At 39.5% G+C, this 13,614-nt stretch carries 14 protein-coding genes and 2 pseudogenes; 4 read left to right on the top strand and 12 right to left on the bottom strand.

Translation table 11 applies throughout. The features are described 5' to 3' along the window. Nucleotides 1-27: 27 nt before the first annotated feature. The 10 genes and pseudogenes from PNK_RS09070 to PNK_RS09020 form a co-directional block, all read right to left on the bottom strand. Nucleotides 28-1,188 (bottom strand): zinc-dependent alcohol dehydrogenase, encoded by a 1,161-nt coding sequence (locus PNK_RS09070; protein WP_059061619.1) that lies wholly within the window; start codon nt 1,186-1,188, stop codon nt 28-30. 145 nt (nt 1,189-1,333) lie between these two features. Continuing rightward, on the bottom strand, nt 1,334-2,113 hold the full coding sequence (locus tag PNK_RS09065) for a BON domain-containing protein (RefSeq protein WP_059061617.1): 780 nt from the start codon (nt 2,111-2,113) through the stop codon (nt 1,334-1,336). Between the two features lie 103 nt (nt 2,114-2,216). Further along, a pseudogene (locus tag PNK_RS09060) lies at nt 2,217-2,414 on the bottom strand (CsbD family protein); the annotation flags it as partial. 820 nt (nt 2,415-3,234) lie between these two features. Then, nucleotides 3,235-3,624 (bottom strand): hypothetical protein, encoded by a 390-nt coding sequence (locus PNK_RS09050; RefSeq protein WP_032124025.1) that lies wholly within the window; start codon nt 3,622-3,624, stop codon nt 3,235-3,237. Between the two features lie 112 nt (nt 3,625-3,736). Beyond that, entirely contained in the window at nt 3,737-4,909 is a 1,173-nt protein-coding gene (locus PNK_RS09045; protein WP_158021772.1) for a hypothetical protein, read from the bottom strand. A gap of 246 nt (nt 4,910-5,155) precedes the next feature. Beyond that, nucleotides 5,156-5,827, bottom strand: coding sequence for a hypothetical protein (locus PNK_RS09040; RefSeq protein ID WP_158021771.1), 672 nt, complete (start codon nt 5,825-5,827; stop codon nt 5,156-5,158). 151 nt (nt 5,828-5,978) lie between these two features. Further along, the gene (locus PNK_RS09035) at nt 5,979-6,836 is read right to left on the bottom strand and encodes a hypothetical protein (protein ID WP_059061611.1); all 858 of its coding nucleotides are present in this window, start codon (nt 6,834-6,836) and stop codon (nt 5,979-5,981) included. Nucleotides 6,837-7,026: 190 nt separating this feature from the next. Beyond that, nucleotides 7,027-7,287 carry a hypothetical protein gene (locus tag PNK_RS09030; protein ID WP_059061610.1) on the bottom strand — a complete coding sequence of 87 codons (261 nt, stop codon included), beginning with the start codon at nt 7,285-7,287 and terminating at the stop codon, nt 7,027-7,029. Between the two features lie 388 nt (nt 7,288-7,675). Further along, on the bottom strand, nt 7,676-8,587 hold the full coding sequence (locus tag PNK_RS09025; protein ID WP_059061608.1) for a hypothetical protein: 912 nt from the start codon (nt 8,585-8,587) through the stop codon (nt 7,676-7,678). Nucleotides 8,588-8,782: 195 nt separating this feature from the next. Beyond that, nucleotides 8,783-9,220: a GatB/YqeY domain-containing protein gene (locus PNK_RS09020; protein ID WP_059061606.1), complete on the bottom strand. Its 438-nt coding sequence runs from the start codon at nt 9,218-9,220 to the stop codon at nt 8,783-8,785. Nucleotides 9,221-9,445: 225 nt separating this feature from the next. Here PNK_RS09020 and PNK_RS09015 point away from each other — a divergent pair, with 225 nt between their 5' ends. Then, entirely contained in the window at nt 9,446-9,979 is a 534-nt protein-coding gene (locus PNK_RS09015) for an elongation factor P hydroxylase (RefSeq protein ID WP_059061604.1), read from the top strand. 201 nt (nt 9,980-10,180) lie between these two features. On the opposite strand, the gene PNK_RS09010 is transcribed toward PNK_RS09015, so the two are convergent. Further along, nucleotides 10,181-10,795: a BON domain-containing protein gene (locus tag PNK_RS09010; protein ID WP_059061602.1), complete on the bottom strand. Its 615-nt coding sequence runs from the start codon at nt 10,793-10,795 to the stop codon at nt 10,181-10,183. Between the two features lie 620 nt (nt 10,796-11,415). Further along, entirely contained in the window at nt 11,416-12,123 is a 708-nt protein-coding gene (locus tag PNK_RS09005; RefSeq protein ID WP_032124033.1) for a hypothetical protein, read from the bottom strand. Between the two features lie 179 nt (nt 12,124-12,302). On the opposite strand from PNK_RS09005, the gene PNK_RS09000 reads away from it, so the two are divergent. The 3 genes and pseudogenes from PNK_RS09000 to PNK_RS14030 all read left to right on the top strand — a co-directional run bounded on the left by PNK_RS09000 (nt 12,303) and on the right by PNK_RS14030 (nt 13,608). After that, nucleotides 12,303-12,845 carry a P-loop NTPase family protein gene (locus tag PNK_RS09000; protein ID WP_059061600.1) on the top strand — a complete coding sequence of 181 codons (543 nt, stop codon included), beginning with the start codon at nt 12,303-12,305 and terminating at the stop codon, nt 12,843-12,845. Beyond that, a pseudogene (locus tag PNK_RS14035) lies at nt 12,820-13,074 on the top strand (pyrophosphohydrolase domain-containing protein); the annotation flags it as partial. The gene PNK_RS09000 and the pseudogene PNK_RS14035, both read left to right, overlap by 26 nt. A 135-nt stretch (nt 13,075-13,209) precedes the next feature. Beyond that, a complete protein-coding gene (locus PNK_RS14030) occupies nt 13,210-13,608 on the top strand; it encodes an HIT family protein (protein WP_420885365.1) in 399 nt (132 codons plus the stop codon). Nucleotides 13,609-13,614: the final 6 nt, after the last annotated feature.

Raw genomic sequence — 13,614 nt, 5'->3', positions numbered from 1 at the left:
TGAATTAATATACAAAGTTTTAAGACACTACATTCCTGGTTTTAAAACTACCTTTAAGCAATTATCTTTCTTTTTGAGAAAAATATCGTAAGCATATGCAGCCTGTTCTAAGGGCAATGTATGCGTGATGACATCCTTTAAAACGACTTTTCGTGTTTTCACTAATTCTAAAAGTTCATCAATGTAATGTTGAACTAAAGCTTGCCCAGTCTTAATTGTAACGCCTTTATCAAAAATTTGTCCGAATGGAAAACCGCTGTAAGGGGAGCCATAGACCCCTACAACAGAAATAACTCCACCACGTCTCACGGCGCTAGCGCAGAGCTTAATAACACTAATTGTTCCGGCTTGAGCGTGGATGAGATTTGAAAATTTTTCCCATGGGGATCTGTGTGCTTCCATTCCCACTGCGTCGACACAAACATCGGCTCCTCTTCCTTCGGTTCTATCTCTTATTTCTTGAACGACATCCGTTTTATGGAGATTAAGGACTTCGGAATTGGCCGTTTTGGCTGCTATCTCCAATCGATAATCCAATATGTCTACTCCTATCACTCTCGAAGCACCCTTCAACCAGGCTGCCTTTTGAGCCATAATTCCAACAGGGCCGCAACCAAATACAACGACAGTTTCGCCACCCTTCAATTGCGCCCAATCGATTGCTGACCAGCCAGTTGGAAAGATATCTGTCAAAAATAGAACTTCTTCATCAGACATGTCAGGTTCAATTTTTTTGGGGCTAAAGTTTGCATAAGGCACGCGAACGTATTCTGCCTGGCCTCCAGGGTACCCTCCATAAAGATCTGTATAACCAAACAGGGCGCCGCCCTTTTCCTTAAGCGTTCCACCTTCGGGTCCATAATTGGAATTGGAATTTTCGCAATGCGGAGTAAGCCCATGATTGCAAAAAAAACAGTGTCCGCACGCAATAGGAAAAGGAACAACAACTCTGTCACCTTTTTTTAAGTCCTTTATGTCTTTTCCGGTCTCTTCAATAACCCCCATGAATTCATGGCCCATAATAAGCGGTTTTGATTGAGGAACGAAACCGTTAAGAATATGCAAATCAGACCCGCATATAGCTGTCGATGTAACTCTTACAATAATATCATCTTGCTTTTCTATTTTAGGGTCGTCGACGGTATCTACGGAGACTTTTTTAGGATGATGAAAGACCAAAGCTCGCATAAAACACCTCGTTATTTTTTTTAGTGACACTCCAAGCATTATCAATAATAGAAAAGGGGGGCAGAATGAGTTGTCAATCTAAGACCGCTTCATTCTTTATCGATAAAAAAAAGGAGAAGCCGCAAAGGCAGCTTCTCCTTGATAATCATCTGTTATTCACTCTTAGCTGATTATTAATAGATCTGATGCCTTCAATTTCTTTAAGTTGATCGTTGATCTTTTGAACGTCTTCTTGCTTATCTACGGTCCCACTGATAACAACGACTCCATTAGTTGTTCTAATCACTAATGTTTCATAATCTTTCGAAAACCAACCATTACTCAACTTATCGCGAATTTTAGCATTTAATTGTCTGTCCTGGAAATTAGAGGCAGAATCCCTAGGATATTTTTTTTCAGAATCTTGTAACTCAGAATCAGAATAGGTGTCTGAATTCTCTTTAACGATGGTGATTTGATTGTTTACTTGCCTTACACCATCAATTTTTCTCACGCTATCTTCAACATTATTCTTATTTTCAAGCGTATCGACAGAGCCTCGAAGGTTGACAATTCCATTGTGTACGTCAAAGGAAACATTTTGGTATCCTTTAGAAAACCAACCTGAACCTAGTTTATCTTGAAGTTTTCTATTGATTTCCTGATCAGAAACGCCTCCTTGGTTATTATCCCTTTGGCTATAATTTTTTTGCTGATCCCGATTATAGGACTGACTACTTTGCTGGTAATATTGCTGATTTTGATCATATGATTGATTTCTAGGTGCTTGCTGATAATCATATTGATTATTTCTTTGATAACCCTGATTGTCTCTTTGATAATAACCCTGTGAACTTTGGGCTCCATTTCCATAGGGTTGATAATATTGGTCGGCCGATACTAACGCCACAGATCCTAAAGCAATTAAGCTGAATATTTTTTTCATCTTTCTCTCCTATGAGGTTGTTACATTGGAACAATTAATGCTTGGTATGTCTAATCTCTCTTTCATCCTCTGATTCATCCACTTCTTCATTTATGGAATGATTTTCAGAACGTTTTTCCCACTCATCAAGTTCTTGTTCTGCCTCTTCCTTGGCAAGGCCATATTTTTTTTGGATTTTTCCCAACAATTGTTCTCTCTTTCCATTAATTTCGGTAAGATCATCGTCGGTAAACTTTCCCCACTTCTCTTTTATTTTTCCTTTGATGAGCTTCCAATCACCCTTCAATGTATCTTTATTCATGGGGTCCTCCTTTAAAAATAATGAATTAAGAAAACGACTTAGTGTTAATTACTCTCATTCCTTTGACATGATTTATGATCTTCTCCGCCAACTAAATCCAGGTCGCGGTCCGATAAGCATATACGAATAAAGATGAGGATCAGCAGTCCCAATAGATTCTTTTTGGTACAGACCCTCTAGGTAATAGATGTAGCTATTGCGTGTAAGGAGCTAAGAAACGATTATTGGTAACGATCATCTATAATCCAAATGGGCTGTTTGCCCATTTGCAAAAGAATCTTAGTTTTTAGATAATTCCAAAGACCTTTAATAAAATAATGATAATAATGGGAACCCCTAGTAACCATAAACCAATCATTTTGCCCATATTTTCCCCTTTTTTACAGTCCATTCTGGAATGATTAGCCTTCCTGAACAAACACTGATGTTTAATCTGCTTTTTGTTTTTTGCTTGTACGTTCGTGACAAAGTCCCCAAATTTGTACTCAACTGTTAATCTGACCATCTACTTTAAAAAAATTATTGTACATATAATTCGGCAAAAAGAACTCTATTTCCCTTATTTTCCTCTAGAAAAACAGCGAAGCTCATCAAAATAATTAGGAATGTGAATGCAAAACGTGAAAAACTGAGTTAAGTTGGGATGAGGAAAACTGGCGAACAGCAAGAAATACAATCAATTAAAGTATTGAATAGACTTTATGGAATAATCATCCGCTCCACAGTTTCACATGCTATGGAGCGGATGATTTTAGGGCTAGCCTGCTTTTGATTTTCCATAGCAATAGAAAAATAGGGTAGCCCTTATGCATCTATAGTCTTAGATAATGGCATTCCTTGGAATTTTCATTAAGTTGCCGCTACTGACTATTTGGCGTGCACTTGATTCATTGGCAACCAATTTTAGAACGAACGGGTTTAATAAGAAATCAGTGACGGCCCAGACAACAGAAAAAGAGCTGCTATCTAACCAGTTTACAGAATGTTTCAGAGGCACTGCAGAAACGGGATAGAGGGCAAGTGAGCCTACGCAAAATATGATAGCAGCTATACTTTCAATTGTGGCTGTTGTGGCCGCAAGAGCATAGCCCACTTGAGCCAGACATTTATTGCTAATGCCTGGCTTGTTGCGGCATAAGGTAACTCCTAAAACTAGAGCGCTTGACAGGCTATTCAAGCTTGAAATGGACATAGACACTGGATTAGGCATTTGGTCAATCCTTTTGTTGGCTCTGATTGTATGTTTTTCTGTTTTTTACTTCGGGAAGGCATTTACCCCAGCCGAAGGGTGTAATACTATAAGCAATGGTTTGAGTCGGCTATCAGCGATTTGCCCAAGATGGCAGGAGTTCATTAAAACAATGCTCTACAACTAACTTCTCATATTTGCAATGAAGCCGCCTGATAAGGTCATTAATAGGATTTTGTTCTGAAGGATTTTGAATGAGGTATTTTGCCATTGAACCAAAAAAAATGGCTTGCTCTGCCTCCGGGGTGCAGGAAGAGGCAAATTTCTTTTTTGCGATTTGGTTTAATCGTGCTGCATTTTCTGTGACTTTGATGAGATCTAGAGGAAGATTTTCTAAATCCAGCTTGATAGAAAGATTATCCATTTCATGGCATCCTTCTTTTTTTAAACTGGAAAAAATATCACTTTCAAATGAAAGCGTAGCTAAATCGTGGAGAGCGAAAATGGCGCAGCTTGTGTAGTTACGCTGCCGTCCTTCTCCACCGTGAAAAATCTCGACCTTCATTTTTGATTGCAATACCATGAATGGCAAAAGTGCTGACTCATGTCCCGCAGCATCGAGCTGCAAGGCTTGCCAACCAATAGACGTTTTCTGTAAAAACAGACCAGTCATGTGAGCCATTTTCTGACTTTCTTTGCTTTGGCAACGAACAATAAAGCCAAATTTACTATTTAAAGGGGCATTCTCTAGCTTCTCGAGTTCTTGATCGAACGACTCACAATCATCGCAAACAATACAATTAAATTCTGAATCCATCATCTTGTTTGTTTTTAAATAGTTGACCAGTAGTTCAATGCCTTTGGTAGTAAATGTCCGTCCATCTTTCGAAAAGACAAAATAGAGATCTAATTCTTTGTATACATGCTTTAAGTAGCTGAAGATAAGAGATGTTTTATCTTGGTCTTGGTGCCCATTGAACACCTTCAGAAGTGTGGTGATGAAAAGGCTTTTCTCTTCATTTGGGATTTCATTGTAGGTCGTTTCTAGAGTCTTTAGGGCAGCAGGCGATTGCATCTGGAGTGCTTCGCATACTTTTTTTAACTTTTCTGCTAGAGCCGGCTTGTTAGTATTTTTGAGTATTTTTCTGGAAATCTCAGAGATTTCAGCAAATTCTAATGAGGGAGGAGTTGTTGAGGGAGATGCTACAAAGGGAGAGATTTCAATTTGAATGCTAGAACTTTGATCGTTTACAAGAGAGGAAAGAAGGGGAAAGAGAGGTGGTAGATTAGGAGGGATACTCATCATGCGCTCTTTTAATTTTATTAAATATTCGATTGTTAATTTTTTAAATGTGAATAAATTGAATTTTGTTTTTTATTGGTTTATTAAAGCACATGGCTAAGTATTTACGCTATTAAAACAACCAGCCTTTGGCTCATTCGAGCTTTTGTTGATGGATAGACATGCGCTTTTTAGCAGATGAATGTGTGCTTGCCCATAATGACTCTATTTTAAGAGGGATTCTATGAAGAGGCAAGTTGAGAAGTACTTTTATTTTCCTTTAGCGAGCTTTAAAAAGGTGAGCCAAGATGACATCCGATAAACGGGACTTGTGTAAATGGATGGATTGCGGCGCGAATCTCCAGACTCCACGCGCACAATGCTAAGCAAGGATCCAAAGGTAGTCATCCCAAGCAGAGAAAAAGCGAATTGCAAGCTGTCATGTTTACCTATGCTCTCGTCATCAATGTCCCCCATTTGAGTCAAAATGGAGTAGACGAGTGGCAAAAATTCTGTATTCTCAAAGACGTTAAAGTAGAGTTCATTAAATAGCCTGCTATTTTTGCCTGGCTGAAAGTACCTTTTCAGCAAGGCCGAAAATGCAGTCATACCCATGGTTGATATTAATAAGGCGGAGATTGCAATTTGATGACGGACAGAGTCGGTGTCTAAAGCGACGGCTATTGTAAAACCTGTAAGCCCAAGAAAAAGGGGAATGGTAATGATGCGGTCGACAAGAATAGCGGTTCTAAGCCTGCGGTCATCTTCTACGAGTCCCAAAGCTTGGCACATTCTATTCTCTTTTAATCCTTGCCAGCAACCAGTCTGCAGCGTTTGATTTTTCCTTTTTTTGGAATTTTCAACTTGGGAAGTTAACGCTTGAAATTCTCTTTTGGCATCGTATTTTGTTTTGCCATAGGCCATTCCAATCAGAATGCCCATGGCATTGTTCCCTGGATTAAATATTTGGAAAAGCATATTTACCTCAATAAGCACAATAGGTGTCGCCGTGAGAGTCAGGTTGATAGCCTTCATTCCCCATTTTCGAAGGCGAGAGCAGCAGTTTTTTGAAGATAAATCTGTGCATGCTTCCTTACTTTTTTTGAAAGTGGGAAAGTCCTTCCAATCCGATTTCTCCGAGTCCGGAACCGATAAGAAGATATCCAAACGTATTAACCAAAAGATAAAGTTCGCTTTTAGGATTTTGAAACGTATTTAAAAAAGCCGTCGTGCCTCCACAGGCAATTTTGATGGCGTTATACAATAGAACTTTTTTGGCGTCTGTGAAAAGGGGTTCCAATAAGAGGCTTGGAGTTAGTTGAAGAGGCATAAGAAGAGGTTCACTCAGACTTCCTGGAATATCTTCTTCTTCGCCATTATTGATGGACTGCTCATTTTCTTGCACGTTGAGTAGAGCGCTTTCTTGAGTCTCTTCATCCAAATCAATAAATCCGTATCCCAGGTTTTTTAAGGCTTGGAGGCAATCATGCGCAAGATTGTATCCAAATAAGGTAGAGATAACACCATAGAGGCTTTTTTTAAGCATCTCGTCTTCGACATTCAATGAAACATTCCAAAGTGTAAAAAAGCACCAATGGGCCAAGCCTGTTGTCGTATTGTGTACTTGTTGCAATTGCGCGTAAAATTCCTCGTTTGAAGACGATAGGAGCTCGATCATGATTCTGCTTGATGTTCCGAGGCTTGTCCAGCAAATGGCTTCGAGTGCACGCTCTGTCGCAGGAGGAAAATGGGTATAGTGATTTTTCTGGAGTAAAAAGAAGGCCGATGCAAAGAAAGAGACTGTTGCAGTAGTTCCAGTAAAGACGCGAGGCAGAACGGGCGTTATTTTGCGCCCCCAAGATTTAACTGTATCCCATAGTCCGGTCGAGGGAGTCAGATCGGGAGCTTGATCGGAAGGAATTAAAAAAGTTGTATCACTTACGCTATTCATAAAATTCTCTTTTTAAGGTTTTTTCAGTAAATCATTCTAAAAGCATCTGCCGGATGTAATTGTTTCAATCGAAATTTTCTGGTTTGAAAAAAGTGCGTTAGCTTACACAGATAAGCCTTAGGAAGGCTCGAAAAGGAGCTATAAGTCTTGTTATGAGTTCATCTGAATGTAGTAACTAGCAGTTTTTAAATTAATGGCTTGAGCCAATAAGAAAGACTTGGTTTATCTTTTCAAATAAAAGCAGGTGGGCGTGATTAGCTCTGAGCGTTCGCTGAATGGATGCTTCAGGTAAAAAGAAATGAGCAGGCAACAGGCTTTGATAACGATTAAGCACTGTTTGGAAATTGTTGGGATTTAAGCGGGTTTTTTTGATTCCGATTTTTTTAAGAGCATCCTTTTCATCGTCAAACGGGGTAGTTAATCTTATGGGAAGATCTGATAGGCTGTTCATGATTCGTTCCTCCTTAACTGCTATGGGATCGATCCATTTCCCTGAACAAGAGTCTTCAGCTCCATGTATGTCGTTATGAGCAAAGTCGAAAGAGGAAAATGGTTCCATGCTATGGATATATAGATAGGAGTATATTTAAGACAAGACTTAGCAGAAACACATGGTAAAAGAAGTATCAATCATACAGAGAGTAAAAGTTTCGATTCTCTTCGACTAGATGAAGATTTAGCCACGTATTTGCGGAAGCGTTTTAAATTGATCGCTGGTCCAAAATGCAGCAGCATCAACCACACTTTTAAGATCCGCAGAGCTTGAATTTCGTAAATTCAGCCAAATCAATTAGGCTTGAACGTATGCATCATTAAGTCGCTAATAATGGCGAAATAGATTAGGAAGAAGGACCGATGTTTTGTTTTGCGGTCATCAATATTTTTTTGTTTTTTAAGCGCTTTAAGTAAGCTTCTGATTTTGTAAAGAAAAGATCCGTACCATTCCATTGTTTTAGTTGCTCATCTATTTTGTTTGCGAGTTCATCACTAGACAATCCACGATGTTCACCGCTATTGGGATCGAAAAAAATGAATTCATTATCGTTTACTTTTTTGACTAGTAAGGAATGGCCAGTAAAGGAAGATTTATCCTTGCAAAAGACCTCTAACTTTAAAGTTGTACCGTTATCTAAATGTTTTAAACCTTCGGTTAATAGTTCTTTGTTAACTTTTTTCTCACCGCCTGTGTCTTCAACCAGCTTCCATTGATCAAGAACAGAAAAAATGTTATCTGGATAAACTCCGAATAAAAAAGCAGCCATTTTATAAAACACTGAATACACGTCTAATAAATGACTCTTAGCAACCGGATCTTTATTTAATTCTTCTGGTGTGATTTTTTGTTTCAATTGGTTAGCCACACCTTCTTTGCCTAATAAACTATCCATTAATACTTTATTGCAAATCAATTCACATAAACCTTGAAAGCGAAAAACCATTCCTTTGAGATTGTCAGGTAATTGACTATTGATGATGTCGGCCTGATTAAAAGGCACAAATCCTTCAATTGTTCCATCATCTTTAAAACTTAATGAGAGTTTCGCAAGCAAATCGGCAATTTTATTATCTTCCAGTTTTAAATGTTCAAATTTTGACTTTAATTTATTTTCGTGGTCGAATAAATTTTGATTAATAAACTGTTTGGCCGAATATAAAATAGACTCTATTTCTCTTTCTTTGGGTGGATTGACTCTGGCTGCCAATTCATCAATTCTTCCATAGTAAAAATGATCGCTATTAACTCCAAACATATTTCCTCTCCAATATAATGTTCATTATTAATTATAATAACTAAATAATTGTAATAAAAGTTTTTTTTATTGCGTTGTTGATTACTATTAAGACTGCGGATTATTGGAGAGATAGGGGAAGGAGGGCTTCGGGGAAAAAGGCTCAATGAATGCTGATAGCATCTATTGAGCCAGATAAAAGATGAGCTAACGTAGTTAATCAGACAGCAATTGATTGGCCAAATCTTTGGCTAATTTTCCATCGACTGCGCTATTGAGTTTCATGATGCTCTTCATGACGAGCCCGAAGTCTTTTTTTGTTTTGGCTCCAGAATCGATGATGGCCTGCTCTACGATTCTTTTTGTTTCTTCAGTAGAAGGCGTGGTAGGCAAAAATTCTTGAACGATCGCGAGCTCGCTTTTTAATTTTTCGACCGCTTCACTGCGATTAGCTGCTAAGGACTGTTCTAGCGCTTCTTGAAGATTACCATAGTACGTTTTAAAGAGTTTTAAAACGTCCGCGTCGGGCAGATTACCGCGTGCATCGACAGTCAATATTTTTGATTTAAGCATGCGTAGGGTGTCGAGTCTCAGTTGATCTCTGCTTCGCATCGCTTCTTTGATACCCTCGTTAATTTTTTCGAGTATTGTCATCGTACGTACCTTAGTTTAATTTTTAACCTGAATGTCCAGTTGGACAAATCCAAACACTCAGCTTTTTAGTCTTTCTGAGACGTACAATACCTTAAATCGGTTTTTGACACTATTTTTCGTTTAGAAAAATTTGCCTACAGACCTTATTGATGCTACCGCGAAAGAATCGATTTTGATATCATTTTACGAGATGTCTATACCAACCAATTGATTTAAAGGAATGTTGTGCATCAGTATCAAGATTTGATAACTATTTTTAAAGATTGCTTCTTTTTGAAATACAATACCCTATTGGTTAAAGGCGAAGATGAACCCCTTTATCTTCCCGCTGACGAAAACCGATCCTACCACGCTATTTTTTTTGCACATGGTTTTTTTGCCAGTGCATTGCATGAGTGCTCTCATTGGTTGATTGCTGGTAAAAAGCGGCGTCAAGAAGTAGACTTTGGCTATTGGTATGTGCCAGACGGACGTACGGCATCACAGCAAGAACTTTTCCAGAGCGTTGAAGTGAAGCCCCAGGCGATGGAATGGATACTCTCTAAGGCTGCCGGCTATCGCTTTCGTGTGAGCATAGATAACCTCAATGGTTCAGAATCAGATACTGACACCTTTAAAAGGGCCGTGCATCAACAAGTCAAAACATATTGTGAAAAGGGACTTCCTGAAAGAGCTGAGACCTTAAGGCTGGCATTATGCCGCTTTTATGGAACAGCTGTAGACTTAGCATTCGAAGACTTTGATGTGACGAGTCTGTGAAATCAAGAAGTGTGAAAAAGGATCCAAAAAGCTCGCTTTTGGATCCTTTAACCCGCTGTCACTCACCTGATAGCTGAATGACATCTCTTGCTTTGCATCTTGGGAATGTAGGAAATATTCCCTTCGCAAACCGCAAACCTGCCTCTCACTCTACAGCGATTGCCTGTATGCTAGGACGGCAATCACGGGTTTAAGTTCAAATCATCTAATTTCAAGATGATCGACTACTTGTCTGACTCCGGCAAAATTTTGTGTCGTATTAATAATCAGATTGTGTGCGTCCCTATTTGGTACTGTTCCAGAAAGGGTAACAATGCCGTTATTTGTTGTGATTTGAACGTTTTGCATAGCTCCAGCCAAATTCTGCTGAGACAATAAGACATTGCGCAAGTCGTTGGACAATAACTGATCAGTTGGTGTTTCTAAGGCCACTTGTTCCTGTGTTACCACTGGAGAGCGCGTGACTTCAGGCGTTCTCATGGTTAAAAAGTAAGATGCCAGTAAGAGCAGAGGAATACCGAGACCTAAAAGCCATTTGTAGATCGATGAATCATTTCTTATTGGCTCTTTTTCTTTGATCATAGTGTCTTCACGAACCACCTGACCCCTAGGCGCTGAGAATCTATCAAAATTCCAGTTGCGAATCCTCTCTTCAGCTTCTTCTTTTGTATATCCATATTTTTGCTGCAATTTGGCGACCAATTCATCATATCGCCCATTGATTTGTCTAATATCATCTTCGGTTAAATAGCTGAATTTTTCCCTTAAGAGTTCTCGAACTTGAACCCACTGCGATTCTAGTACGTTCTTATTCATAAAACCTCCTTTAGAGCTTAATGCTCATATCTTTAATGCTAAAATGATTGTATTAGTTTGTCAAACCCCTGAATACTCGTTTTTTTATGTAAATTATTGATAATGAGCTGTCTGAAATATATATAATTTTTTTTAATCAAATTGCTTAAAAAACGCAATGATGTGGTAAACAAGGTGATGCAAGAGAGAGTTGAAAGGAAAAGCTCTGAGCGGGGGGGGATTAGCAGCTTGGGTGATCTTACGCTTCTTTCTCTACGTAGCGCTTAATATTGTCCATTTGTTAAGTCCAATCCTCGTGATTCATTTGACAGGCTTCAGCTTTACGATCACTTGAAATGCGTTTAAAGTCGGATTCGGTTATAAAAGTTCTGTTCCTCCGACGATTTTCTCCAGTTTTAATTCGACGAGAGTAGGCGTTTCTTTAGAATAATCCCTTTTGTATCGACGGCAAAAGGATGCCAAGTAAAAGAAAAGAGCTGTTTAGGCTCGATCCTTTGCACAACGATTTCCCAGGAGTCGTGGCAAAACCTGAGGAAAAGATGAATGTAAAAGAGAAGAAGCTTTTAGAAAAACAAGCTTGGAAGCAATCAGCAACAATACTGTTGCTGGATCAGGAAAAATCAATCTTGAGTAACAAAACAGTAGCTTTGATATGGCGACAGTTTGGCTTCAATTCGAAGCAATTTTTCACCTTGCTTAGTTGAAATGTTCATCCGGTAATGATAACCTGTCACTGCCGTTTCACAAGTCAATTGATCAATGGGCATATGCATAAAACCGCTCTCAGTAAAGGTAATTCCCGTTTCGGCTAATGCTTGTTTATCGTGCCATGTCAGACTATGCCCGATTTTAGGAACGATCTCAATCGATTGAATGTCGCAAAGATTGAAAGTTAGCCTTACTCCATCCAATCTTTTGCCAAACAAGACAGTTGGAAAGAACTTATTGTCAAAATGTTCGAATTGAATCAAATTTTCCTGATTATTAATAGAAATAAATACTTCAGCATCACGAGCCTTTGCTCCAATCGCATTGAGAAAGTTTTTTATGACGACTTGTGAATTTATCTCACTAGCTTGCGAGCGAATAGATCGAACGGGATTTTGATTATCGACCCGCCTTTCTATGTGCGATAATTCTCGGTTTTGGCTGACACGCCCGTAAAGAGATGCCACACCATAGGTAGTGGCAAAACCTAAGGGAATGATGAGCGTGCAATAGGAGAGGATCTTTAATAAGCCTAACGCATTAGTTTTCTTGTCATTCATTCTAAAATTGAGGATCTCATCAAAACCATTGAAATAGTTTTTACAGATTTCTGAGATCATGGCATCTCCCTATATTGAGTAGTTAATTAATTATAGCTTTTGCTTGTTATTTTTATTTTAATAATTTGTTAAGTTGTTTTTTTTAATAACTAATTGGTGGCGTGAAAGGCTTATCTGGCGTTTGTCAGAAATGTGTCTCTTTAGGTACTATTTCAAAGCCGTATTTGAGTGAGGAGTTTATGAAACAAGCCGTACCTAAGCGACTGGCCATTATTGGGCTTCCTGGTAGTGGGAAGTCGACGTTTGCTGCAAAAGTTGGGCGTCTTTTGAACATCCCCGTGCATCACTTAGACATGCACGTATTCGCAGGAAAAAGGAAAAGAGACCGGCAAGAATTCTTATTGGCCAAAGAAGCTCTTGTGAATGGGGAATCTTGGATTATAGAAGGATGCTCCCTTTCTACGTTAGAGATGCGATTTGCTCGAGCGGATACAATTCTTTACTTTCATCTTCCGCGTCTACTCTGCATTTGGAGAATATGCAAAAGATTGCTCGCGTTTGATAAGAGCACTGCCGATACAGGTTGTTTAAACGGCATTAACTGGGCGCTCATCGCATATATTTGGAATTTTGATCGTGATAAAAGGAGCAGTATCGCTGAGCTTCGCAAAAAATATCCAGCGGTTGAGTTTCGCATTTTTCATCGATCTAGAGATGTTGAGAAATACTTAGACGAATTAAAAAGGAAAAAAGACGATGGCCCTAAAAAATTTCAAGGTTGAAAAGTTGATACGCGATTATCTCCCAAGCATGATGCGAGCGAAAGGAATCGTTGTGCATGAGCGGGCGATGGATCAAGAGGAGTTCATTCAAAGGCTTAAAGATAAGCTGCTAGAAGAAGTCGAAGAGGTGAAGCAGGCTTGCGGCCGGGAAGAACAGCTGGAAGAGCTGGCCGATGTTTTGGAGGTGATCCAGGCACTCGCAGTGGCCACGGGCTTATCCATGCAGCAAATTGAAGAAAAGCGGATCGAAAAGCGCCATGCAAGGGGCGGTTTTGAGGGTAGACTATTCAATCATCGCGTCGAAATTGAAGAGGATAATCAGGCTATCGCCTACTATTTAGATAGGCCTGCACAGTATCCCCTCATTGCGGACCACGACAAGCCCGATTGCCTTTTTTGTCAAATGGCCCGGGGGGGGCAAGGGGTCGGCTATTTTGCAAAGTTCAAGCATTGCTATATCATTAAGGATCGCTTCCCGGTTTCTCCTGGACATCTCCTTATCATACCATACGAGCATACAGACAATTGGTTTACAGCCAGTGAAGAGGTCCGTTCAGACATCATGAAAGCCCTGTACTTTGCGAAGGAACAGCTTGATAGCGAATACAACCCGCAGGGTTATAACATGGGTGCCAATTGCGGGGAGGTGGCCGGTCAAAGCGTCATGCATCTGCACGTGCATCTGATTCCGCGCTATCGGGGCGACATGGAAGATCCCAAGGGAGGAGTGAGGGGAGTGATCCCTTCTAGACAGAAGTATTAGCTTGAA

Origin of the sequence: Candidatus Protochlamydia naegleriophila (assembly GCF_001499655.1) — a bacterium.
GTDB lineage: Bacteria > Chlamydiota > Chlamydiia > Chlamydiales > Parachlamydiaceae > Protochlamydia > Protochlamydia naegleriophila.
Note: the sequence above shows the minus strand (reverse complement) of the source record. Positions and strands in the feature narration are given on the sequence as shown.

Coding starts and splice junctions, on each gene's coding strand:
- PNK_RS09025 (WP_059061608.1), bottom strand. CDS start 8,587: ATGTTTGGAGTTAATAGCGATCATTTTTACTATGGAAGAATTGATGAA.
- PNK_RS09050 (WP_032124025.1), bottom strand. CDS start 3,624: ATGCCTAATCCAGTGTCTATGTCCATTTCAAGCTTGAATAGCCTGTCA.
- PNK_RS09040 (WP_158021771.1), bottom strand. CDS start 5,827: ATGGGCATTCTGATTGGAATGGCCTATGGCAAAACAAAATACGATGCC.
- PNK_RS09030 (WP_059061610.1), bottom strand. CDS start 7,287: ATGAACAGCCTATCAGATCTTCCCATAAGATTAACTACCCCGTTTGAC.
- PNK_RS09000 (WP_059061600.1), top strand. CDS start 12,303: ATGAAACAAGCCGTACCTAAGCGACTGGCCATTATTGGGCTTCCTGGT.
- PNK_RS09070 (WP_059061619.1), bottom strand. CDS start 1,188: ATGCGAGCTTTGGTCTTTCATCATCCTAAAAAAGTCTCCGTAGATACC.
- PNK_RS09005 (WP_032124033.1), bottom strand. CDS start 12,123: ATGATCTCAGAAATCTGTAAAAACTATTTCAATGGTTTTGATGAGATC.
- PNK_RS09020 (WP_059061606.1), bottom strand. CDS start 9,220: ATGACAATACTCGAAAAAATTAACGAGGGTATCAAAGAAGCGATGCGA.
- PNK_RS09065 (WP_059061617.1), bottom strand. CDS start 2,113: ATGAAAAAAATATTCAGCTTAATTGCTTTAGGATCTGTGGCGTTAGTA.
- PNK_RS09045 (WP_158021772.1), bottom strand. CDS start 4,909: ATGATGAGTATCCCTCCTAATCTACCACCTCTCTTTCCCCTTCTTTCC.
- PNK_RS09010 (WP_059061602.1), bottom strand. CDS start 10,795: ATGAATAAGAACGTACTAGAATCGCAGTGGGTTCAAGTTCGAGAACTC.
- PNK_RS09035 (WP_059061611.1), bottom strand. CDS start 6,836: ATGAATAGCGTAAGTGATACAACTTTTTTAATTCCTTCCGATCAAGCT.